15 protein-coding genes, 3 tRNA genes and 4 rRNA genes are annotated in these 24,039 nt (G+C 52.1%); 10 read left to right on the top strand and 12 right to left on the bottom strand.

Annotated features, from left to right (window positions below; translation table 11 throughout):
* Window positions 1–22: 22 nt before the first annotated feature.
* The 4 genes from fis (at window position 23) to ACQ29O_RS20830 (ending at window position 3,786) form a co-directional block, all read left to right on the top strand.
* Window positions 23–319, top strand: a complete 297-nt coding sequence (fis, locus tag ACQ29O_RS20815; protein WP_000462905.1) for a DNA-binding transcriptional regulator Fis — start codon at window positions 23–25, stop codon at window positions 317–319.
* 85 nt (window positions 320–404) lie between these two features.
* Complete coding sequence (gene yhdJ / locus ACQ29O_RS20820) at window positions 405–1,289, top strand: adenine-specific DNA-methyltransferase (protein WP_000642610.1); 885 nt, start codon at window positions 405–407, stop codon at window positions 1,287–1,289.
* An 82-nt stretch (window positions 1,290–1,371) separates the two neighbouring features.
* The gene (locus ACQ29O_RS20825) at window positions 1,372–1,536 is read left to right on the top strand and encodes a DUF2556 family protein (protein WP_000620015.1); all 165 of its coding nucleotides are present in this window, start codon (window positions 1,372–1,374) and stop codon (window positions 1,534–1,536) included.
* A 150-nt stretch (window positions 1,537–1,686) separates the two neighbouring features.
* Entirely contained in the window at window positions 1,687–3,786 is a 2,100-nt protein-coding gene (locus tag ACQ29O_RS20830; RefSeq protein ID WP_001145333.1) for a putative bifunctional diguanylate cyclase/phosphodiesterase, read from the top strand.
* A 2-nt stretch (window positions 3,787–3,788) separates the two neighbouring features.
* Here the strand turns inward: ACQ29O_RS20830 and envR are convergent, their stop codons facing one another.
* Window positions 3,789–4,451 carry an acrEF/envCD operon transcriptional regulator gene (gene envR / locus ACQ29O_RS20835; protein WP_001085727.1) on the bottom strand — a complete coding sequence of 221 codons (663 nt, stop codon included), beginning with the start codon at window positions 4,449–4,451 and terminating at the stop codon, window positions 3,789–3,791.
* 412 nt (window positions 4,452–4,863) lie between these two features.
* Between envR and ACQ29O_RS20840 the strand changes: the two genes are divergently transcribed.
* The 3 genes from ACQ29O_RS20840 to ACQ29O_RS20850 all read left to right on the top strand — a co-directional run bounded on the left by ACQ29O_RS20840 (window position 4,864) and on the right by ACQ29O_RS20850 (window position 9,605).
* Window positions 4,864–6,021: an efflux RND transporter periplasmic adaptor subunit gene (locus tag ACQ29O_RS20840; protein WP_000160378.1), complete on the top strand. Its 1,158-nt coding sequence runs from the start codon at window positions 4,864–4,866 to the stop codon at window positions 6,019–6,021.
* A gap of 11 nt (window positions 6,022–6,032) precedes the next feature.
* Window positions 6,033–9,146, top strand: coding sequence for an efflux RND transporter permease subunit (locus ACQ29O_RS20845; RefSeq protein WP_001273280.1), 3,114 nt, complete (start codon window positions 6,033–6,035; stop codon window positions 9,144–9,146).
* A 237-nt stretch (window positions 9,147–9,383) separates the two neighbouring features.
* Window positions 9,384–9,605 carry a membrane protein gene (locus tag ACQ29O_RS20850; protein ID WP_000825645.1) on the top strand — a complete coding sequence of 74 codons (222 nt, stop codon included), beginning with the start codon at window positions 9,384–9,386 and terminating at the stop codon, window positions 9,603–9,605.
* A 783-nt stretch (window positions 9,606–10,388) separates the two neighbouring features.
* On the opposite strand, the gene rrf (ACQ29O_RS20855) is transcribed toward ACQ29O_RS20850, so the two are convergent.
* The 7 genes from rrf (ACQ29O_RS20855) to ACQ29O_RS20885 all read right to left on the bottom strand — a co-directional run bounded on the left by rrf (ACQ29O_RS20855) (window position 10,389) and on the right by ACQ29O_RS20885 (window position 15,991).
* A 5S ribosomal RNA gene (rrf, locus tag ACQ29O_RS20855) occupies window positions 10,389–10,504 on the bottom strand.
* A gap of 39 nt (window positions 10,505–10,543) precedes the next feature.
* Window positions 10,544–10,619: transfer RNA gene (locus tag ACQ29O_RS20860), tRNA-Thr, on the bottom strand.
* Between the two features lie 14 nt (window positions 10,620–10,633).
* Window positions 10,634–10,749 (bottom strand): 5S ribosomal RNA (gene rrf, locus ACQ29O_RS20865).
* Window positions 10,750–10,945: 196 nt separating this feature from the next.
* Window positions 10,946–13,934 (bottom strand): 23S ribosomal RNA (locus ACQ29O_RS20870).
* Between the two features lie 182 nt (window positions 13,935–14,116).
* Window positions 14,117–14,192 (bottom strand) — tRNA-Ala (locus ACQ29O_RS20875).
* Window positions 14,193–14,303: 111 nt separating this feature from the next.
* Window positions 14,304–14,380: transfer RNA gene (locus ACQ29O_RS20880), tRNA-Ile, on the bottom strand.
* Between the two features lie 69 nt (window positions 14,381–14,449).
* Window positions 14,450–15,991, bottom strand: a 16S ribosomal RNA gene (locus ACQ29O_RS20885).
* Together the 16S, 23S and 5S rRNA genes with 3 tRNA genes alongside form the textbook arrangement of a ribosomal RNA operon.
* A gap of 625 nt (window positions 15,992–16,616) precedes the next feature.
* On the opposite strand from ACQ29O_RS20885, the gene purH reads away from it, so the two are divergent.
* Together purH and purD are read left to right on the top strand one after the other, a co-directional pair.
* Complete coding sequence (purH, locus tag ACQ29O_RS20890; RefSeq protein WP_001187494.1) at window positions 16,617–18,206, top strand: bifunctional phosphoribosylaminoimidazolecarboxamide formyltransferase/IMP cyclohydrolase; 1,590 nt, start codon at window positions 16,617–16,619, stop codon at window positions 18,204–18,206.
* Window positions 18,207–18,217: 11 nt separating this feature from the next.
* Window positions 18,218–19,507, top strand: coding sequence for a phosphoribosylamine--glycine ligase (gene purD / locus ACQ29O_RS20895; RefSeq protein ID WP_000866766.1), 1,290 nt, complete (start codon window positions 18,218–18,220; stop codon window positions 19,505–19,507).
* On the opposite strand, the gene zraR is transcribed toward purD, so the two are convergent.
* Together zraR and zraS are read right to left on the bottom strand one after the other, a co-directional pair.
* Window positions 19,504–20,829, bottom strand: coding sequence for a sigma-54-dependent response regulator transcription factor ZraR (gene zraR / locus ACQ29O_RS20900; protein WP_000617928.1), 1,326 nt, complete (start codon window positions 20,827–20,829; stop codon window positions 19,504–19,506). The two genes, purD and zraR, sit on opposite strands and share 4 nt — an antisense overlap.
* A gap of 5 nt (window positions 20,830–20,834) precedes the next feature.
* Window positions 20,835–22,232 carry a two-component system sensor histidine kinase ZraS gene (gene zraS / locus ACQ29O_RS20905; RefSeq protein ID WP_014341207.1) on the bottom strand — a complete coding sequence of 466 codons (1,398 nt, stop codon included), beginning with the start codon at window positions 22,230–22,232 and terminating at the stop codon, window positions 20,835–20,837.
* Between the two features lie 251 nt (window positions 22,233–22,483).
* On the opposite strand from zraS, the gene zraP reads away from it, so the two are divergent.
* Entirely contained in the window at window positions 22,484–22,939 is a 456-nt protein-coding gene (zraP, locus tag ACQ29O_RS20910; protein WP_000828132.1) for a zinc resistance sensor/chaperone ZraP, read from the top strand.
* 41 nt (window positions 22,940–22,980) lie between these two features.
* Here zraP and ACQ29O_RS20915 read toward each other — a convergent pair whose 3' ends face one another.
* Both ACQ29O_RS20915 and hupA read right to left on the bottom strand, forming a co-directional pair.
* Entirely contained in the window at window positions 22,981–23,673 is a 693-nt protein-coding gene (locus ACQ29O_RS20915; protein WP_001083931.1) for a DUF1481 domain-containing protein, read from the bottom strand.
* 11 nt (window positions 23,674–23,684) lie between these two features.
* The gene (hupA, locus tag ACQ29O_RS20920; protein ID WP_001044509.1) at window positions 23,685–23,957 is read right to left on the bottom strand and encodes a nucleoid-associated protein HU-alpha; all 273 of its coding nucleotides are present in this window, start codon (window positions 23,955–23,957) and stop codon (window positions 23,685–23,687) included.
* Window positions 23,958–24,039: the final 82 nt, after the last annotated feature.

Raw genomic sequence — 24,039 nt, forward strand, 5'->3', positions numbered from 1 at the left:
GAAATAAAGAGCTGACAGAACTATGTTCGAACAACGCGTAAATTCTGACGTACTGACCGTTTCTACCGTTAACTCTCAGGATCAGGTAACCCAAAAACCCCTGCGTGACTCGGTTAAACAGGCACTGAAGAACTATTTTGCTCAACTGAATGGTCAGGACGTTAATGACCTGTATGAGCTGGTACTGGCTGAAGTAGAACAGCCCCTGTTGGACATGGTGATGCAATACACCCGTGGTAACCAGACCCGTGCTGCTCTGATGATGGGCATCAACCGTGGTACGCTGCGTAAAAAATTAAAAAAATACGGCATGAACTAATTTCGATTAGCTAACTGCTTGTTTAAAAAGGCGCTACTCGGCATGGGGAAGCGCCTTTTTTATACGCATCACATGGAATTTGGTCATGAAAGCGGAATGTGAACCTCAGTACTTTGGCGATGAATCGAAGAAGATTATTCACGGTGACGCGCTAACAGAACTTAAAAAACTGCCTTCTGAAAGCATTGACTTAATTTTTGCCGATCCGCCTTACAATATCGGAAAAGATTTCGACGGTATGGTGGAGTCCTGGGACGAAGCGTCTTTTCTGGCCTGGCTGTATGAATGCATTGATGAGTGCCACCGCGTACTGAAGAAACACGGCACCATGTACATCATGAATAGCACAGAAAATATGCCGTATATCGATCTCAAATGCCGAACGCTTTTTACCATCAAAAGCCGTATCGTCTGGTCCTATGATAGTTCCGGGGTGCAGGCGAAAAAATACTTTGGTTCTATGTATGAACCGATCCTGATGATGGTAAAAAACCCGAAAAGCTATACCTTTAACCGTGATGCGATTCTGGTCGAAACCACTACGGGCGCTAAGCGCGCGCTAATCGATTATCGAAAAAACCCGCCCCAACCATACAATCAGAAAAAAGTGCCGGGCAACGTCTGGTCATTTCCTCGCGTACGTTATCTGATGGATGAATATGAAAACCATCCTACGCAAAAGCCCAGCGCGCTGTTAAAACGGATCATACTGGCCTCTTCTAACCCGAGCGATACCGTATTGGACCCTTTCGCGGGCAGTTTCACCACAGGCGCTGTCGCAGCGGCGTCAGGTTGTAAGTTTATCGGTATTGAACTCAATAATGAGTACGTAAAAATGGGGCTCAGAAGATTGAGCGTCACTTCGCATTATTCAGAAAATGAACTTGCAAAAGTCAAAAAGAGAAAAACACAAAACCTGTCCAAAAAGCAGCGAAATGTCGGGATAAACGCGCTATCTTCAGAGAAGTAAAAGCATTGTAAGTCCGCTTTTCAGCGTCAAAATTTCATGTATATTCCCAGCACGCATGGGCATGAATACACAGGATTTGACGATGATACGTAAGTATTGGTGGCTGGTTGTTTTTGCCGTCTCCGTTTTTCTTTTTGATGCGCTTTTGATGCAATGGATCGAATTGATGGCAACTGAACAGGATAAGTGCCGAAACATGGATTCGGTTAACCCTCTCAAATTGATCAATTGTACCGATCTGGAGTAGCGAACCGGGCGATTTAACCTATGATTATTTATCACCCGGATTTCTTTTATCCCTTATAAAAACAGGGAATTAAAACACGTTGAGGATAAAAGAAGGGGTGATACTGTCTCGTCCTGTTCTTTTCCTGCATAACCAATGAGCTAATGATACATGCCGGTTAGTGAGTACAACCACATCCTTGTGGCGGTTTCATTTGCTGTCGCTATTTTTGCGTCCTATACCGCATTAAATATGGCCGGACGCGTAGCCGGAAGCGCCCGATCAAACGCCAGAATATGGCTAATGGGCGGCGGCTTCGCGCTGGGCGTCGGTATTTGGGCGATGCATTTTGTCGGGATGCTGGCGATGGATCACGCGATGAACATGCGCTTCGATCCGTTCCTCACCGGCCTCTCCATGCTGATCGCGATCGGCTCCTCCCTGTTTGCGCTATGGCTGGTCAGCGCTGAAAAACTGCGCCTGCGCCGTTTACTGCCGGGCGCGCTGGTGATGGGACTGGGCATCAGCGCAATGCATTATACCGGGATGGCGGCGCTGCAATTTGCTTCCATTATCGTCTGGAATAGCGCGTGGGTTGCCCTCTCTATCATTATCGCGCTACTGGCGTCCTGCGGCGCGCTGTGGCTCACGTTCCGCCTGCGTCATGAGGGAACAGATGTCGCCCTGAGGCGAGCAGGCGCCGCGGTATTAATGGGGATAGCTATCGCCGGCATGCATTACGCCGGCATGAAGGCCGCACACTTTCCCCAAAACTGGCCGATGGAGCATCGTGGCGTCGATAGCAACTGGCTGGCTGTTCTTGTCAGCGTGGTCGCGCTGACTATCCTGGGTATTACTCTGCTGGTTTCTTTATTTGACGCCCGGCTTCAGGCCCGTACCGCACTACTTGCCTCTTCGCTGGCGCAGGCGAACCAGGAACTGGCGCAGTTGGCGCTGCATGATACGCTCACCCGTTTACCAAACCGGGTGCTTCTTGAGGATCGTCTGGAACAGGCCATCAGCAAAGCGAATCGGGAAAACACGTCTTTCGCGCTACTGTTTATGGATCTGGATGGCTTTAAAACCGTTAATGACGCTTATGGTCATGATATCGGCGATAAGCTACTGGTAGCGGTCACGCATCGTCTGAACCAACCGCTGAGCGGGCAGTTTACCCTGGCGCGGATTGGCGGCGACGAATTTGTGCTGCTTGCAGAAGTCAGCGCGCCTGACGAAGCGGCTTCCCTTGCCAGCGCGCTGGTACATTCGATAGATGCGCCCTTTACAATAGATCCGTACGAACTGGTCGTCACCCTTAGCGTGGGAATAGCGCTCTATCCGCTGGACGGAAAAAACGAACGGGAACTGATGTTCAACGCCGATGCCGCAATGTACCACACGAAACATACGGGGCGTAACGGATACCATATCTTTCAGCCATCAATGAATATGCTGGCGCAAACCCAACTTCAGCTAATGAATGACCTGTGGCTGGCGCTGGAAAGACAGGAGCTCAGGTTAGTGTATCAGCCTAAATTTCAGGCTTCTGCCGGCCCTATTGTAGGATTTGAGGCCCTGTTGCGCTGGTATCATCCAAAACAAGGCGTACTGAATCCTGACCAGTTTTTACCGCTGGCGGAAAAAACGGGTCTTATCGTCACTATCGGTAGCTGGGTGATAGACGAGGCGTGTCGACAGCTCCGCGAGTGGCACTTACAGGGATACGACTTATGGTCAGTGGCGGTAAATCTGTCCGCCTTACAATTTGAGCAGCCCGGGCTTGTGGACACCATTACGCGGAGCCTGGCCCGACACAGTATCCGTCCCGATTTATTGATTCTGGAAATCACCGAAACCACGGCGATGAACAAGCCAGAGCAAAGCGTCGCTATACTCACCAGATTAACGGAAATGGGGGTTAAGGCCTCTATTGACGACTTTGGCACCGGTTATTCCAGCCTTCTCTATCTGAAACGTCTTCCGGCGTGCGAACTAAAAATTGATCGCGCTTTCGTACATGAACTCAGCGAGGCAGGCGACGGCGCGACCATTGTTGCGGCTATTGTCGCGCTGGCGAAAGCGTTAAATCTGCAAATTGTGGCAGAAGGGGTAGAGAATGAAACGCAGCAACAATTTTTGACCCAGTTAGGATGCCATACGCTTCAGGGGTTCCTGCTTGGCAAGCCGCGTACGGCAGAGGAAATTGCTCGCGATATTCGGGATCCTGCCAATATATTCACAAGGTCAATATATAATATCAACTCAAAATAATCTCAGGCTTCTTCCGCCTGTTGTTCATTTGGCATTAATTGCCTCACACTGCCATCCGGGCTTAGCATTTTTAATACATTATCGACTAATGCAGGCGCCTGCTTATAAAGATCATAACTTGTGGGATTCATTAACCAGTTTTTTACTATTCCGCTAAAACTACCATGCAGAATAATTAATATGACATCCAGATCAAGACTGCCTGAGATCAGTTTTTTATCCATACATCGCTGTAATACTTCAAGCAGCGACTGATGATGGAAACCCATATTCTCCCGAATGGCCTGTTCCGATATCATACCATTATGGAATTCACATTTATGATATAAAATCTGCATTAATGCCTGCTGACGAGGCACTGCCGCAATATATTGTAAGGCTGCAATAAATTTCTCTCGTAGATCCTGTAAAGGATTATCATTCCAGCATCCCGTAAGCCTATCCTGAATAAGTTCGCGTAAAGGTGGTTGCTGTAACCAAACCTCATTAAACAACTGCGTTTTATTCTCAAAGTGCCAGTAGATGGCGCCCCGCGTGACATCAGCGGCATCAGCGATATCATTCAACGTCGTGTTGGCAACGCCGCGCAAAGCGAACTGCGCAATAGCGGTTTCAATCAAATGTTGCCGCGTTTTAAGCGCATCCGCCTTCGTTTTCTTCGCCATAATTAAGATATCCTGGACCATAAAAACGATAAATACGCTGATAAAATACTCAGCACAAAAAACAACTTTATCATGTCCTTTTTAGTCAGACGAGAGACAGCTATTTTTATTTCGCACAATATCGCCAAATCAATAATAAAAACAAATAAATTAATAAAACACATTCATATAAAATATATATTTCTATTTATGTTATTCAACATCATGATTTTACTAATCGGGACATTATGAAACGACAGGGAATAGTTCTTTTTTTTGCTTTTATGTGCCGTGAACCCCATCCCAAAATAAGTATTGCTTACATCACAAGCTAATAATTTGTAGGATACCCCACTGCTATTCTATTTTTCGCGCGTTAACGCCTTACCGTTATCCGGTGAATAACGAGCTTTCGGTTTTTTAAGGAACAGTAATGACGAAACATGCCAGGTTTTCACTCCTGCCCTCATTCATCATATTCTCTGCTGCGCTGCTGGCCGGTTGTAATGACCAGGGAGATACCCAGGCTCATGCCGGCGAGCCGCAAGTCACCGTCCATGTGGTCGAAACAGCGCCGCTAGCCGTAACGACCGAACTTCCCGGACGTACGTCCGCATTTCGCATTGCGGAGGTTCGCCCCCAGGTGAGCGGGATCGTGCTTAAAAGAAACTTCACCGAAGGTAGCGATGTAGAGGCCGGGCAGTCGCTCTATCAGATCGATCCTGCCACTTATCAGGCTGATTATGACAGCGCTAAAGGCGAACTTGCTAAAAGCGAAGCGGCTGCGGCTATCGCGCACCTGACGGTCAAACGCTATGTTCCACTGGTCGGCACAAAATATATCAGCCAACAGGAATATGATCAGGCGATTGCCGACGCCCGCCAGGCCGATGCCGCCGTTGTGGCGGCAAAAGCCGCTGTTGAAAGCGCGCGTATTAACCTTGCGTATACCAAAGTCACCTCACCCATCAGCGGGCGTATAGGAAAATCTAATGTGACTGAAGGCGCGCTGGTGACTAATGGTCAGTCAACTGAACTGGCTACCGTGCAACAACTCGATCCGATTTATGTCGACGTGACGCAATCAAGCAACGACTTTATGCGACTCAAGCAATCCGCCGAACAAGGTAACCTGCATAAAGACAGCGCCAGTAGCACGGTTCAACTGGTAATGGAAAATGGTCAGGTCTACCCGATTAAAGGCACGCTGCAATTTTCCGACGTTACCGTAGATGAAAGCACCGGCTCTATCACGCTCAGGGCGGTGTTCCCTAACCCGCAACACAGTCTGCTTCCCGGTATGTTTGTTCGCGCCCGCATTGATGAAGGCGTCCAGCCCAATGCCATCCTTGTCCCCCAGCAGGGCGTAACCCGCACGCCGCGCGGCGACGCAATGGTGATAGTGGTTAACGATAAAAGCCAGGTCGAAGCCCGCAATGTCGTGGCGGCGCAGGCTATTGGCGATAAATGGCTCATCAGCGAAGGGTTAAAACCGGGCGATAAGGTCATCGCCAGCGGCTTACAAAAAGCGCGACCGGGCGTCCAGGTGAAAGCCACTACCGATGCTCCTGCAGCGAAAACGGCGCAATAAGGTAACCGCACATGGCAAACTTTTTTATTAGACGTCCTATTTTCGCCTGGGTTCTGGCCATTATCCTGATGATGGCTGGCGCACTGGCAATAATGCAACTTCCCGTTGCGCAGTATCCAACCATTGCGCCGCCAGCGGTTTCTATTTCTGCAACCTATCCTGGCGCGGATGCGCAGACGGTACAGGATACGGTTACTCAGGTTATCGAACAAAATATGAACGGTATCGATAACCTGATGTATATGTCCTCTACCAGCGACTCTGCTGGTAGCGTGACCATCACCCTGACCTTCCAGTCCGGAACCGATCCGGATATCGCGCAGGTTCAGGTGCAAAATAAATTGCAGCTCGCCACGCCTTTACTGCCGCAAGAAGTCCAGCAGCAGGGGATTAGCGTTGAAAAATCCAGCAGCAGCTTTTTGATGGTCGCCGGGTTCGTCTCAGATAATCCGAACACTACCCAGGACGACATCTCTGACTATGTCGCCTCTAACATTAAGGATTCTATCAGCCGTCTGAATGGTGTGGGCGACGTTCAGCTATTTGGCGCACAGTACGCCATGCGTATCTGGCTGGATGCGAATCTGCTAAATAAATACCAGCTCACGCCAGTTGACGTCATCAACCAGTTAAAAGTACAGAACGACCAGATTGCGGCAGGCCAACTGGGCGGCACGCCAGCATTACCGGGCCAGCAGCTTAACGCCTCAATCATCGCCCAAACGCGTCTGAAAGATCCGGAAGAGTTCGGCAAAGTTACGTTGCGCGTCAATACCGACGGCTCTGTCGTCCATCTCAAAGATGTCGCGCGTATTGAGCTTGGCGGTGAAAACTATAACGTTGTAGCGCGCATTAACGGTAAACCGGCCTCCGGTCTCGGTATTAAACTGGCGACCGGCGCTAACGCGCTGGATACCGCAACCGCAATCAAAGCGAAACTGGCGGAGCTGCAGCCTTTCTTCCCCCAGGGAATGAAGGTGGTTTATCCTTATGACACAACGCCCTTCGTAAAAATATCTATCCACGAAGTGGTAAAAACGCTGTTTGAAGCGATTATTCTGGTGTTCCTGGTAATGTATCTGTTCTTACAGAATATCCGGGCAACCCTGATTCCTACCATCGCTGTTCCTGTCGTGTTGCTAGGCACTTTTGCGGTACTCGCCGCCTTTGGCTATTCCATCAATACCCTGACGATGTTCGGCATGGTACTGGCGATAGGGCTGTTGGTTGACGATGCGATAGTGGTCGTAGAAAACGTTGAACGTGTAATGATGGAGGATAACCTTCCTCCCCGAGAGGCGACGGAAAAATCCATGTCGCAGATTCAGGGAGCGCTGGTTGGTATCGCGATGGTACTGTCTGCGGTATTTATCCCGATGGCCTTTTTTGGCGGCTCGACCGGGGCAATTTATCGCCAGTTCTCTATTACTATTGTTTCAGCAATGGCGCTATCCGTTCTGGTTGCGTTGATTCTGACGCCAGCGCTGTGCGCTACGCTGCTTAAACCCGTATCTGCTGAACATCACGAGAAAAAAAGCGGCTTCTTTGGCTGGTTCAATACCAGGTTTGACCACAGCGTTAACCACTATACTAACAGCGTAAGCGGCATCGTGCGTAATACGGGTCGCTATCTCATTATCTATCTACTTATTGTAGTCGGAATGCCGGTTCTGTTTTTACGCCTCCCGACCTCCTTCCTGCCGGAAGAAGATCAGGGGGTATTCCTGACCATGATTCAGCTCCCCTCTGGCGCTACGCAAGAACGTACGCAGAAAGTGCTGGATCAAGTCACTCATTACTACCTGAATAATGAAAAAGCGAACGTCGAAAGCGTGTTTACCGTAAACGGCTTTAGCTTTAGCGGTCAGGGACAAAACTCAGGGATGGCATTTGTCAGCCTTAAACCCTGGGAAGAGCGTAACGGTGAAGAAAATAGCGTCGAAGCCGTTATCGCCAGAGCGACACGCGCCTTCAGCCAGATTCGCGACGGGTTGGTGTTCCCCTTCAACATGCCAGCAATTGTCGAGTTAGGTACCGCGACAGGTTTCGACTTTGAACTGATTGATCAGGGAGGACTCGGTCACGATGCGTTAACAAAAGCGCGTAATCAACTCCTGGGTATGGTCGCGAAGCATCCTGACCTATTAGTGCGCGTACGCCCGAACGGGCTGGAAGACACGCCACAGTTCAAGCTGGATGTCGATCAAGAAAAAGCGCAGGCGCTCGGTGTTTCGCTGTCTGATATCAACGAAACCATCTCCGCGGCGTTGGGCGGCTATTACGTTAACGACTTTATCGATCGCGGACGAGTGAAAAAAGTATACGTTCAGGCTGACGCTCAGTTCCGTATGCTGCCGGGAGATATCAACAATCTTTATGTACGCAGCGCCAATGGCGAGATGGTGCCCTTCTCTACCTTTAGCTCAGCACGGTGGATTTATGGTTCGCCACGCCTGGAACGCTATAACGGGATGCCGTCAATGGAACTGCTCGGTGAAGCAGCGCCCGGACGAAGTACCGGTGAAGCCATGTCGTTAATGGAAAACCTGGCTTCACAGCTGCCAAACGGTATTGGCTATGACTGGACAGGTATGTCGTATCAGGAACGGTTGTCAGGTAACCAGGCGCCGGCGCTGTACGCAATCTCACTCATTGTCGTTTTCCTCTGCCTTGCCGCTCTGTATGAAAGCTGGTCAATTCCGTTCTCGGTAATGCTGGTCGTACCGCTCGGCGTGGTTGGCGCTCTGCTTGCAGCGTCATTGCGCGGTCTGAACAATGACGTTTACTTCCAGGTTGGCTTGTTAACCACTATTGGCCTTTCTGCTAAAAACGCCATCCTGATTGTCGAGTTCGCCAAAGATCTCATGGAAAAAGAAGGACGTGGATTGATTGAAGCGACGCTGGAAGCATCCCGTATGCGTTTACGTCCTATTCTAATGACCTCGCTGGCCTTTATTCTCGGGGTAATGCCGTTAGTTATCAGTCGTGGCGCAGGTAGTGGGGCACAGAACGCAGTAGGCACAGGGGTTATGGGGGGAATGTTAACCGCAACCTTATTAGCTATCTTCTTCGTGCCAGTATTCTTCGTTGTTGTAAAACGCCGATTTAATCGCCATCATGATTAACCGGTAAACAGAGGCGTCTTCGGACGCCTTTTTAAACGGTACGTCTTTATCTCCGCTATTCCCCCCTCTCCGCTTACCTCTGCATTCTCCATAGTTTTTACAATTCACATGAGTTGAGATGATTCCTCATGTCGGCCATTTTTTCTGTGGTGGTAAAATAACTCTCGTTTTCGCAGCGGTTAGAGCCAGCATTTACGTTGCTGTACTTCGCGAAACGCTGATTAATGAGGTAACACCATGAAAAGACTAATTCCAGTTGCATTGCTTACCACCTTATTGGCAGGTTGTGCACATGATTCTCCCTGCGTACCGGTTTATGACGATCAAGGGCGGCTGGTTCATACCAATACATGTATGAAAGGTACAACGCAGGATAACTGGGAGACAGCAGGCGCTATCGCTGGCGGCGCTGCGGCGGTAGCAGGGTTGACGATGGGTATCATTGCGCTTTCTAAATGATACATGCAGGCGCGGCAATGCCGCGCTTTCAGTAATAATATAAAGGTCGTAAGGATACTCAGCGACGTAATCTGTTCAGTCTATCCCCCGAAAGTTAACACGATAAAACGCTCCCTTTTCTTACTCGCCCATCCCGATGGTATTTATTCTATTCCTTGTCCGATGCAGACAAAATTATAGCTTGATAGCATCGTAAGCCGCATTACAAACAGGCTTTATACAGTAAGACTTAGAGCGTGATCATTAGGCGTAATTATTACAGACAGTCTGGATATAAACCGGAACATACACGTAATACATGAGGATTTTGAGCACTGTCCCTAGGCCAAACTGGCAAATAAAATAGCCTAATGGGCCAGATTTTTAGTCCTCAGCGAATATCTCTATTGCTTATTAGAGGCGTAAGTAAAAGCCGTTTGTACATCTACTTCAGCACGGTTCACATTCGATGGTTCAGGCGGATATATGGCGGGAAATCACGTTGACTAAAACGGTTTTTATCCACTCTACGAAGATGTTTAAAACGCGTCGGCGTCATTATCCGATAACTTTTTCCATAGAGAGATAAATGCAAAAAGGCCCAGTCTTTCGATTGGGCCCTTTGCTTTATTTGATGTCTGGCAGTTTATGGCGGGCGTCCTGCCCGCCACCCTACGGGCCGTTGCTGCGCAACGTTCAAATCCGCTCCCGGCGGATTTGTCCTCCTCAGGAGACTACTCACCGACAAACAACAGATAAAACAAAAGGCCCAGTCTTTCGACTGAGCCTTTTGTTTTATTTGATGTCTGGCAGTTCCCTACTCTCGCATGGGGAGACCCCACACTACCATCGGCGCTACGGCGTTTCACTTCTGAGTTCGGCATGGGGTCAGGTGGGACCACCGCGCTACTGCCGCCAGACAAATTCTTTTTCAAATACCGAACTTTAACCGTATTAAGTGGTGCTGATACCCAGAGTCGAACTGGGGACCTCACCCTTACCAAGGGTGCGCTCTACCAACTGAGCCATATCAGCACACTAAATTTGATGCCTGGCAGTTCCCTACTCTCGCATGGGGAGACCCCACACTACCATCGGCGCTACGGCGTTTCACTTCTGAGTTCGGCATGGGGTCAGGTGGGACCACCGCGCTACTGCCGCCAGGCAAATTCTTTGTGCTCTGTACGCAATTCTTTATCGCATCAGCGGCGTTGCCTGCGCTCGTAAACTCAGTCACATACTTCTGTATGCTCCTTCCTTTCCTTCGCTTGCCGCCTTGCTGCTGCGCAAATTATTGCGTACTCAACTCTGAATCACTGCTGAAAATCGTCTCTCATCCGCCAAAACATCTTCGGCGTTGTAAGGTTAAGCCTCACGGTTCATTAGTACCGGTTAGCTCAACGCATCGCTGCGCTTACACACCCGGCCTATCAACGTCGTCGTCTTCAACGTTCCTTCAGGAGACTCTAAGTCTCAGGGAGAACTCATCTCGGGGCAAGTTTCGTGCTTAGATGCTTTCAGCACTTATCTCTTCCGCATTTAGCTACCGGGCAGTGCCATTGGCATGACAACCCGAACACCAGTGATGCGTCCACTCCGGTCCTCTCGTACTAGGAGCAGCCCCCCTCAGTTCTCCAGCGCCCACGGCAGATAGGGACCGAACTGTCTCACGACGTTCTAAACCCAGCTCGCGTACCACTTTAAATGGCGAACAGCCATACCCTTGGGACCTGCTTCAGCCCCAGGATGTGATGAGCCGACATCGAGGTGCCAAACACCGCCGTCGATATGAACTCTTGGGCGGTATCAGCCTGTTATCCCCGGAGTACCTTTTATCCGTTGAGCGATGGCCCTTCCATTCAGAACCACCGGATCACTATGACCTGCTTTCGCACCTGCTCGCGCCGTCACGCTCGCAGTCAAGCTGGCTTATGCCATTGCACTAACCTCCTGATGTCCGACCAGGATTAGCCAACCTTCGTGCTCCTCCGTTACTCTTTAGGAGGAGACCGCCCCAGTCAAACTACCCACCAGACACTGTCCGTAACCCGGGTAACGGGTCCACGTTAGAACATCAAACATTAAAGGGTGGTATTTCAAGGTCGGCTCCATGCAGACTGGCGTCCACACTTCAAAGCCTCCCACCTATCCTACACATCAAGGCTCAATGTTCAGTGTCAAGCTATAGTAAAGGTTCACGGGGTCTTTCCGTCTTGCCGCGGGTACACTGCATCTTCACAGCGAGTTCAATTTCACTGAGTCTCGGGTGGAGACAGCCTGGCCATCATTACGCCATTCGTGCAGGTCGGAACTTACCCGACAAGGAATTTCGCTACCTTAGGACCGTTATAGTTACGGCCGCCGTTTACCGGGGCTTCGATCAGGAGCTTCGCTTGCGCTGACCCCATCAATTAACCTTCCGGCACCGGGCAGGCGTCACACCGTATACGTCCACTTTCGTGTTTGCACAGTGCTGTGTTTTTAATAAACAGTTGCAGCCAGCTGGTATCTTCGACTGACTTCAGCTCCGTGAGTAAATCACTTCACCTACGTGTCAGCGTGCCTTCTCCCGAAGTTACGGCACCATTTTGCCTAGTTCCTTCACCCGAGTTCTCTCAAGCGCCTTGGTATTCTCTACCTGACCACCTGTGTCGGTTTGGGGTACGATTTGATGTTACCTGATGCTTAGAGGCTTTTCCTGGAAGCAGGGCATTTGTTACTTCAGCACCGTAGTGCCTCGTCATCACGCCTCAGTGTTAAAGTGAACCGGATTTACCTGGAACACACACCTACACGCTTAAACCGGGACAACCGTCGCCCGGCCAACATAGCCTTCTCCGTCCCCCCTTCGCAGTAACACCAAGTACGGGAATATTAACCCGTTTCCCATCGACTACGCCTTTCGGCCTCGCCTTAGGGGTCGACTCACCCTGCCCCGATTAACGTTGGACAGGAACCCTTGGTCTTCCGGCGAGCGGGCTTTTCACCCGCTTTATCGTTACTTATGTCAGCATTCGCACTTCTGATACCTCCAGCAACCCTCACAGGCCACCTTCGCAGGCTTACAGAACGCTCCCCTACCCAACGAACGTATCCTTAAACCGACTCGACTTTGTATACGCTTTGACGTCGCTTCGCTCCGTCAATCGTAACCCGCTGAATCGCTTTAAGTGATACGTTCGCTGCCGCAGCTTCGGTGCATGGTTTAGCCCCGTTACATCTTCCGCGCAGGCCGACTCGACCAGTGAGCTATTACGCTTTCTTTAAATGATGGCTGCTTCTAAGCCAACATCCTGGCTGTCTGGGCCTTCCCACATCGTTTCCCACTTAACCATGACTTTGGGACCTTAGCTGGCGGTCTGGGTTGTTTCCCTCTTCACGACGGACGTTAGCACCCGCCGTGTGTCTCCCGTGATAACATTCTCCGGTATTCGCAGTTTGCATCGGGTTGGTAAGCCGGGATGGCCCCCTAGCCGAAACAGTGCTCTACCCCCGGAGATGAATTCACGAGGCGCTACCTAAATAGCTTTCGGGGAGAACCAGCTATCTCCCGGTTTGATTGGCCTTTCACCCCCAGCCACAGGTCATCCGCTAATTTTTCAACATTAGTCGGTTCGGTCCTCCAGTTAGTGTTACCCAACCTTCAACCTGCCCATGGCTAGATCACCGGGTTTCGGGTCTATACCCTGCAACTTAACGCCCGGTTAAGACTCGGTTTCCCTCCGGCTCCCCTATTCGGTTAACCTTGCTACAGAATATAAGTCGCTGACCCATTATACAAAAGGTACGCAGTCACACAGGTAAACCTGTGCTCCCACTGCTTGTACGTACACGGTTTCAGGTTCTTTTTCACTCCCCTCGCCGGGGTTCTTTTCGCCTTTCCCTCACGGTACTGGTTCACTATCGGTCAGTCAGGAGTATTTAGCCTTGGAGGATGGTCCCCCCATATTCAGACAGGATACCACGTGTCCCGCCCTACTCATCGAGCTCACAGCACATGCGCTTTTGTGTACGGGGCTGTCACCCTGTATCGCGCGCCTTTCCAGACGCTTCCACTAACACACATGCTGATTCAGGCTCTGGGCTCCTCCCCGTTCGCTCGCCGCTACTGGGGGAATCTCGGTTGATTTCTTTTCCTCGGGGTACTTAGATGTTTCAGTTCCCCCGGTTCGCCTCATTAACCTATGGATTCAGTTAATGATAGTGTGACGAATCACACTGGGTTTCCCCATTCGGGTATCGCCGGTTATAACGGTTCATATCACCTTACCGGCGCTTATCGCAGATTAGCACGCCCTTCATCGCCTCTGACTGCCAGGGCATCCACCGTGTACGCTTAGTCGCTTAACCTCACAACCCGAAGATGTTTCTTACGATTCATCATCGTGTTGCGAAAATTTGAGAGACTCACGAACAACTTTCGTTGTTCTGTGTTTCAATTTTCAGCTTGATCCAGATTTTTAAAGAGCAAAACTTCGCAGTGAACCCTTTCAGGTACACTCTGAAGTATTTTTTCGTAAACACTCACGAGATGGTGGAGCTATGCGGGATCGAACCGCAGACCTCCTGCGTGCAAAGCAGGCGCTCTCCCAGCTGAGCTATAGCCCCATCGTGTAGTCAGAACCTCTTTACCGATAATTTTTCCTGAGACAAGGCGTGGAATAACGAAGCATACATCAGTATGTGAGTTATTTCACAACGCAGTATTCAGGGAAAATTTGGTAGGCCTGAGTGGACTTGAACCACCGACCTCACCCTTATCAGGGGTGCGCTCTAACCACCTGAGCTACAAGCCTGTAGAGGTTTTACTGCTCGTTTTTCATCAGACAATCTGTGTGAGCACTGCAAAGTACGCTTCTTTCAGGTAAGGAGGTGATCCAACCGCAGGTTCCCCTACGGTTACCTTGTTACGACTTCACCCCAGTCATGAATCACAAAGTGGTAAGCGCCCTCCCGAAGGTTAAGCTACCTACTTCTTTTGCAACCCACTCCCATGGTGTGACGGGCGGTGTGTACAAGGCCCGGGAACGTATTCACCGTGGCATTCTGATCCACGATTACTAGCGATTCCGACTTCATGGAGTCGAGTTGCAGACTCCAATCCGGACTACGACGCACTTTATGAGGTCCGCTTGCTCTCGCGAGGTCGCTTCTCTTTGTATGCGCCATTGTAGCACGTGTGTAGCCCTGGTCGTAAGGGCCATGATGACTTGACGTCATCCCCACCTTCCTCCAGTTTATCACTGGCAGTCTCCTTTGAGTTCCCGACCTAATCGCTGGCAACAAAGGATAAGGGTTGCGCTCGTTGCGGGACTTAACCCAACATTTCACAACACGAGCTGACGACAGCCATGCAGCACCTGTCTCACAGTTCCCGAAGGCACAAATCCATCTCTGGATTCTTCTGTGGATGTCAAGACCAGGTAAGGTTCTTCGCGTTGCATCGAATTAAACCACATGCTCCACCGCTTGTGCGGGCCCCCGTCAATTCATTTGAGTTTTAACCTTGCGGCCGTACTCCCCAGGCGGTCTACTTAACGCGTTAGCTCCGGAAGCCACGCCTCAAGGGCACAACCTCCAAGTAGACATCGTTTACGGCGTGGACTACCAGGGTATCTAATCCTGTTTGCTCCCCACGCTTTCGCACCTGAGCGTCAGTCTTTGTCCAGGGGGCCGCCTTCGCCACCGGTATTCCTCCAGATCTCTACGCATTTCACCGCTACACCTGGAATTCTACCCCCCTCTACAAGACTCAAGCCTGCCAGTTTCGAATGCAGTTCCCAGGTTGAGCCCGGGGATTTCACATCCGACTTGACAGACCGCCTGCGTGCGCTTTACGCCCAGTAATTCCGATTAACGCTTGCACCCTCCGTATTACCGCGGCTGCTGGCACGGAGTTAGCCGGTGCTTCTTCTGCGGGTAACGTCAATTGCTGCGGTTATTAACCACAACACCTTCCTCCCCGCTGAAAGTACTTTACAACCCGAAGGCCTTCTTCATACACGCGGCATGGCTGCATCAGGCTTGCGCCCATTGTGCAATATTCCCCACTGCTGCCTCCCGTAGGAGTCTGGACCGTGTCTCAGTTCCAGTGTGGCTGGTCATCCTCTCAGACCAGCTAGGGATCGTCGCCTTGGTGAGCCGTTACCTCACCAACAAGCTAATCCCATCTGGGCACATCTGATGGCAAGAGGCCCGAAGGTCCCCCTCTTTGGTCTTGCGACGTTATGCGGTATTAGCCACCGTTTCCAGTAGTTATCCCCCTCCATCAGGCAGTTTCCCAGACATTACTCACCCGTCCGCCACTCGTCAGCAAAGCAGCAAGCTGCTTCCTGTTACCGTTCGACTTGCATGTGTTAGGCCTGCCGCCAGCGTTCAATCTGAGCCATGATCAAACTCTTCAATTTAAAAGTTTGATGCTCAATGAATTAAACTTCGTAATGAATTACGTGTTCACTCTTGAGACTTGGTATTCATTTTTCGTCCGAGGACGTCAAGAATCCGTATCTTCGAGTGCCCACACAGATTGTCTGATAAATTGTTAAAGAGCAGGTGCGACGCGGCTTTCAGCTCACCGTCGCGAGGTGGCGTATATTACGCTTTCCTCTTTCAGAGTCAACCCTGAATTTCAGGATTTTTCTCTTCAACCGACCGGCTGTTTGTGTGAAGTGATTCACATCCGCCGTGTCGATGGAGGCGCATTATAGGGAGTTCTCTGCTGACCGCAATAGAAAAATTGCAGAAAAATGACTGTTTGCTGCATTCCCCAGCAAAACCCCTGGTTATACCCATTTACGCACAGACTTATCCACAAAATGCGCGTTCATCTCCTGGATCCTCTCACTCTGCAAATGATCTTTCAGGGATAAAAGCGGGGCCAGAATTTAAAAAGAAAAATTCGCGAGCGTTGCGCAAACGTTTTCGTTACAATATCGCCGCAAAATGAGAATACCCCATAAGGGGCGTTAGCTGAGTTTTTCACGAAAAATTCAGCTAACGCTCTCTGTAATCGTCAAATCCAGGGGATTTACCATGCAACAACGTCGTCCAGTCCGCCGCGCTCTGCTCAGTGTTTCTGACAAGGCCGGTATCATCGAATTCGCCCAGGCACTTTCCGCACGCGGTGTGGAGCTGCTGTCTACGGGGGGCACCGCCCGCCTGTTAGCAGAAAAAGGTCTGGCGGTGACCGAAGTTTCCGATTACACCGGTTTCCCGGAAATGATGGATGGACGCGTAAAGACCCTGCATCCAAAAGTCCACGGCGGCATCCTCGGTCGTCGCGGCCAGGACGATGCCATTATGGAACAGCACCACATCGCCCCTATCGATATGGTTGTCGTTAACCTGTATCCGTTCGCCGAAACCGTGGCACGCGTTGGCTGCTCGCTGGAAGATGCGGTAGAGAACATTGATATCGGTGGCCCAACGATGGTGCGCTCCGCCGCGAAGAACCATAAAGACGTGGCCATCGTGGTGAAGAGCAGCGACTACGACGCCATTATTAAAGAGATGGATGCTAACGAAGGTTCTCTGACCCTCGACACCCGTTTCGATCTCTCGATTAAAGCCTTCGAACACACCGCCGCCTACGACAGCATGATCGCTAACTACTTCGGCAGCATGGTTCCGGCCTACCACGGTGAAAGCAAAGAAGCCGCCGGTCGCTTCCCGCGTACGCTGAACCTGAACTTCATTAAGAAGCAGGATATGCGCTATGGCGAGAACAGCCACCAGCAGGCTGCCTTCTATATAGAAGAGAATGTGAAAGAAGCGTCCGTTGCCACCGCACAACAGGTTCAGGGCAAAGCGCTTTCCTACAACAACATCGCCGATACCGACGCGGCGCTGGAGTGTGTGAAAGCGTTCAACGAGCCAGCCTGCGTAATCGTCAAGCACGCTAACCCGTGCGGCGTGGCGGTAAGTACCTCTATTCTCGACGCTTACGATCGCGCCTATAAAACCGACCCGACCTCCGCGTTCGGCGGCATTATCGCCTTTAACCGTGAGCTGGATGCGGAAACCGCGCAGGCCATCATCTCCCGCCAGTTCGTGGAAGTGATCATCGCCCCATCTGCGACCGAAGAAGCGCTGAAGATCACTGCCGCTAAACAGAACGTTCGCGTCCTGACCTGTGGCCAGTGGGCACAGCGCGTACCGGGCCTCGACTTTAAACGCGTTAACGGCGGCCTGCTGGTTCAGGACAGGGATCTGGGTATGGTGAGCGAAGCTGAACTGCGCGTGGTCTCTAAACGCCAGCCGACCGAGCAGGAGCTGCGCGATGCGCTGTTCTGCTGGAAGGTCGCCAAGTTCGTGAAATCCAACGCCATTGTGTATGCGAAAGAGAACATGACTATCGGTATAGGCGCAGGCCAGATGAGCCGCGTGTACTCCGCGAAAATCGCTGGCATTAAAGCGGCTGACGAAGGTCTGGAAGTGAAAGGTTCCGCGATGGCCTCCGACGCGTTCTTCCCGTTCCGTGACGGTATTGATGCCGCTGCCGCCGTTGGCGTGAGCTGTGTGATCCAGCCTGGCGGTTCTATCCGTGATGACGAAGTGATTGCCGCTGCCGACGAACACGGTATTGCGATGATCTTCACTGACATGCGCCACTTCCGCCATTAATGGAGCGAAACATGAAAGTATTAGTGATTGGTAACGGCGGACGCGAACACGCGCTGGCCTGGAAAGCCGCACAGTCGCCGCTGGTTGATACTGTTTTTGTCGCACCGGGTAACGCCGGTACCGCGCTGGAGCCCGCGTTGCAGAACGTGGCTATCGGCGTCACCGATATTCCGGCGCTGCTGAGCTTTGCCCAGCACGAGAAGATTGACCTGACCATCGTTGGCCCGGAAGCGCCGCTGGTGATTGGCGTGGTCGATGCGTTCCGCGCGGCGGGTCTGAAGATCTTTGGCCCAACCGAAGGGGCCGCCCAACTGGAAGGCTCCAAAGCGTTCACCAAAGATTTCCTCGCTCGTCACCAGATTCCGACGGCGGAATACCAGAATTTCACCGAGATTGAGCCAGCCCTGGCTTATCTGCGTGAGAAAGGCGCGCCGATCGTCATCAAAGCCGATGGTCTGGCTGCGGGCAAAGGCGTTATCGTGGCGATGACGCTCGAAGAAGCCGAAGCCGCCGTCCATGACATGCTGGCAGGCAACGCCTTTGGCGATGCGGGCCACCGCATCGTGATTGAAGAGTTCCTCGACGGCGAAGAAGCGAGCTTTATCGTGATGGTCGACGGCGAGCACGTGCTGCCGATGGCCACCAGCCAGGATCACAAACGCGTGGGCAACGGCGATACCGGCCCGAACACCGGCGGCATGGGGGCTTACTCTCCTGCTCCCGTGGTCACTGATGAAGTGCACCAGCGCACCATGGAACGCATCATCTGGCCAACCGTGAAAGGCATGGCGGCGGAAGGGAATACCTATACCGGGTTCCTGTATGCGGGTCTGATGATCGACAAGCAGGGCAACCCGAAAGTTATCGAGTTCAACTGCCGCTTCGGCGATCCGGAAACCCAGCCGATCATGCTGCGCATGAAGTCGGATCTGGTGGATCTTTGCCTGGCCGCCTGCGACGGCAAGCTGGATGAGAAAACCTCCGAGTGGGACGAGCGCGCTTCATTAGGCGTGGTGATCGCCGCGGGCGGTTATCCGGGCAACTACAACACTGGCGATGAGATCCACGGCCTGCCGCTGGAAGAAGTGGCTGACGGTAAGGTTTTCCACGCGGGCACCAAACTCGCCGATGACGACCGTGTGCTGACCAGCGGCGGTCGCGTACTGTGCGCCACCGCGCTGGGCCACACCGTGGCTGAGGCGCAGAAACGCGCTTACGCCTTGATGACCGACATCCGCTGGGACGGCAGCCTCAGCCGTAACGACATCGGCTGGCGCGCCATCGAGCGTGAACAGAACTAACGGCTGAGTTTAGCCAGCAGCGTTTTGCGCGTAATGCCCAATTGACGGGCGGCTTCGGTTTTGTTGCCGCCCGTTTTTTCCAGCGCCGCCAGAATCACCTCTTTTTCGACGTCCACCAGCGGTTGGATCTCACCACTGTATTCCGTTTTTATCGGCGTCGCGGCAATAGCGAGAGGCAATTCGCGTTCAGAAATGTATTCTCCCGTCAGCAACACCACCGCCCGCTCGATAGCGTTTTCCAGCTCACGGATATTGCCCGGCCAGTCGTAGTGGATCAGCAGATCCATCGCCTGCGGCGTAAACCCCTTTACCGCTTTTCGGTTACGTTCGGCAAAACGCCGCAGAAAATGGTCTGCCAGTAGCGGAATATCTTCCCGACGCTGGCGCAAAGAAGGCATTTCAATCGCCACCACATTCAGGCGGTAATAGAGATCCTGGCGAAAACGACCAGCACTCACCTCTTCCGCCAGATCGCGGTGGGTAGCGGCAATTAACCGAACATCCACAGATATCGTCTGGTTACTTCCCACGCGTTGCACTTCGCGCTCCTGAATCGCCCGCAGCAAACGTACCTGCATTAACGGCGAGATATCGCCGATTTCATCAAGAAACAATGTCCCGCCGTCAGCTTCGACAAAGCGTCCCTCCCGACGTTTATCCGCACCGGTAAACGCACCTTTTTCGTGACCAAACAGCTCGGACTCCAGCAGCGATTCATTAAGCGCCGCGCAGTTGAGCGTGACCAGCGGTTTATCGCTCCGGGCGCTACAGGCGTGTAGCGCCCGCGCCACCAGCTCTTTACCCGTGCCGGAGTCTCCGTGAATCAATACCGTGGCGTCTGATGGTGCGACCATCGCGATTTCATTCAGTAAATGTTGCATCGCCGGGCTGCTGCCAATCATGCCAAACTGCGCAGCCGACGCCGATGGCAATTCAGCGCCCGTTTCCCGCGTATGCGCCAACGCCTTTTCCAGCGTCTCCTGCAGACGGTCAAAATCCAGCGGTTTAATTAAATAGTCGAGCGCGCCGGCTTTCAACGCCTCTACCGCCGTTTCCACGCTGGAGAATGCCGTCATAATCAAAATCGGAATGGCGGGGTTGAGCGCTTTAATCTCCTTCAGCGTAGCGATACCGTCCATCTCCGCCATACGCACATCGCACAGTACCAGATCAAAGACTTTCTCACGCACCTGAGCCAACGCATCATGCCCACTGTAGGCCAGAGCGACGTTATAGCCCCAGCCCCGAAGCAGCGCCTGTAAAATCGTGCAGTGGCTTACATCATCATCCACAACCAGAATATCGATTTTTCCGCGTATCACCCTTGTTAATCCTGTTGTCTCGCTATCACTGGCAACCAGATAGTAAAGACCGCGCCTTTACCCTCAATACTTTTCACCTTAATCGCGCCGCCATGCTGTTCGATGATATTTTGCACCACCGCCAGCCCCAGGCCTGTCCCGTCAGCTTTGGTCGTAAAATAAGGTGTAAAAATCGCCTCCAGCTGATCCGGGGCGATCCCTTTCCCGCTATCGGTAACAGTGATGATAACGCGGTCGGTCCCACTTTCTTTTGCCTCTACGGTAATCGTTCCCTGGCGGCCAATCGCATGAATAGCGTTCAGGTACAAATTCAATAGCACCTGAGTCAGCCTGTCCGGGTCAGCCTGAATACGCTTAAGCGTCTCATTCTCCGTGAATCTCAACTGAATCTCTCTGCTTTGGGCATCCTGACTGACCAGATTCAGGGAGTGAGTAATAATATCATTGAGGTTAACCGCCTGGAGCGTCAGATGCGCGGGCTTTACCAGTTCGAGCAATTCGCTTACCACCCGGTTCAAACGGTCGGCCTCTTTGGCCATCACCTGCGCCAGTTCATGCGACTCGCCGCCTGCAGGCGTGCGCTCGGCAAAGTATTTCGCCAGCCCTTTGATGGACGAGAGCGGGTTACGAATTTCGTGCGCGACGCCCGCCGCCAGATGCCCCATCGCCACCAGCTTTTCTTTACGCTTCATTGCATCAAGCAGTTCTCTGTGCGAGCGCTGATAACGCTGATGCCAAAAAAACGCCAGTAACGTTGCCAACAGCACCGTCGCTAACGCAGACAAAACAATCAGCGTATTACGCCACTCCCTTGCCTGTGTCGCGGCCAGCTCGCTGGCGTCAAAGGCAATAAAAATAGTTTGTTTCGCTGGTTCGTCGTCATTGGCGCTACGCGCCATGCCGTGCCCCCTCATACCGTGACCTCTCATACCGAAAAGCGGCTGGAACTGACGGTAAATTTCCAGCGCAGGCACCGTCTCGCCGTTAGCAGCAACGTCGACACGCCGCCAACGCTCCTGCGGCCCGGGGTTTAGTTGATGCATTTCAGATGCGGAATAGAGCGATTTGCCCACCATGCCAGGGTTGCTATGAGTGATGATTACCCCCTGCGCATCCGTTACGGCGAACCACAACACGCCTGGCTGACCCGCCATCTCTTCCAGCAATGTCTGCTGCTGCGCGTGATGCATCCGCATTCCCATACCTACTCGCGTGCCGGACTCCAGAGCGCGAATGAGTACATTTCCCTTTTCCAGCAGCGTCTGCCTGGCGGCAGCGCTCTCACGGCCATAGTCGCGAATGACCATAATGGAAAATAGCCCCACCAGAATGAAGATCGCCGCAGGTAACAGCCGACTCAACCACGTTGCAGCGGCATCTTTATGTAATCGTATAAAACTCACAGGCTTCCCCGGCTCGTTTTTATTTTCCTTACTTAAGCAGAGATCATGCCATTCTTCGCTCCGCATAACCGCGCGTTGCCGCACACCCTTTCGGATACGGATGGGTAAAAATGACTCGCCAGGCGGGTCATGCGAGTCATTTTTACTCGCTTTTTGCCGCCTGAAGCGGGTTAACTCGCTGCCCGACAAGGAATAGTTACCTGGCACGGAAGATGCAAGAGAGGATAAGATGAGCAACAGGAGAACGCAAAATGAAACGGAACAATAAATCAGCTATCGCGCTAATCGCCCTCTCTCTTTTGGCCCTGAGCTCCGGCGCCGCCTTCGCCGGGCATCACTGGGGCAACAATGACGGTATGTGGCAACAGGGAGGTAGCCCGTTAACTACGGAACAGCAGGCGACGGCGCAGAAGATTTATGATGATTACTATACGCAGACCAGCGCGCTGCGCCAGCAACTGATATCCAAACGTTATGAATACAACGCGCTACTGACCGCCAGTTCGCCGGATACTGCGAAAATTAACGCGGTTGCCAAAGAGATGGAGTCATTAGGCCAGAAGTTAGATGAGCAACGCGTGAAACGGGATGTCGCGATGGCGCAGGCTGGCATACCACGCGGCGCAGGAATGGGCTATGGCAGTGGCGGCGGCTATGGCGGCGGTTATCATCGCGGCGGCGGTCATATGGGTATGGGAAACTGGTAAAGCATGTATGCCGAATGGCGGCTTCGCCATTCGGTATTCCATCAAAAGGTTTTCGCTTGCGGCTGCCAGTGACAGAAATCTGAATTCGCCACCAGCAAAAGTTGCGATCCTTCCGGCGCCTCCAGCCATGCTACGCTCACCTCTACCGATGAGTGGTTCTGGCGGCGCTCAATGTGGCTTATTGCCCAGGAATCCAGATCCGGTTTCAGCGTTTCACCTTCACAGGTGGTTACCGTATGGTCGGCGTGCCAGCGTCCCTGGCGTAGTATGACCCGCCCCAGGCGCAAGGCGTCGCTGGTCTGACGGATTTGTTCGGCGCGATAGCGATACAAGGCAATCTGATCGTTGGAAAGCTGCTGCTTCTGCCCCCCGACTTCACGCTGCATAAAACTGAGTTCGCCATGAGCGTCGAAACGCGCGCGAATATGTTCTGGCGGTTTGCTGTAAATATTGAGTTCAATAAGCGAAAGCGTATCACCCTGCCAACGATATTCGCTGGTCGTCGTGCTGCCGCTATGCCACGGGCTAAAAACAGAAAGCAGATGGACTTCATCGTTCGTATCTTTACGCCAGATACGCACCGCGCCGTGATCGCCGGCAAAGCCGCTGGCAGTAAACGGAGGCGGTGAAGCGTTATGACTGCAGGCAGTCAGCAACAGCGCGCCAGAAAACAGAAACGCGCGACGCCAGACAGACAAAAGGGGCTGACGAGCCCCTTCGATAAAACTGTTCACAGCTACGCGTCTTACTTAACTGCGTCTTTCAGAGCTTTACCAGAAACAAACGCCGGTACGTTAGCGGCGGCGATTTTGATTTCTTTACCGGTCTGTGGGTTACGGCCAGTGCGCTCAGCACGGTGGTTCACTTTGAAGGTACCGAAACCAACCAGTTGTACAGCATCGCCTTCTTTCAGAGACTCAGTAATAGCAGCCAGAGTGGATTCCAGAGCAGCTTTAGCCTGGGTTTTGGACAGTTCTGCTTTGTCTGCAATTACATCAATCAGTTGAGTCTTGTTCATAAGTTATCCTTACAATGTGTTTATCGCTTGCTAAGCATCGAGTGCGACGGAAATGCCAGAAAAGCACTCTCCTGCATACACG

Origin of the sequence: Salmonella sp. GDC200615, from assembly GCF_050574145.1 — a bacterium.
Taxonomy (GTDB): domain Bacteria; phylum Pseudomonadota; class Gammaproteobacteria; order Enterobacterales; family Enterobacteriaceae; genus Salmonella; species Salmonella enterica.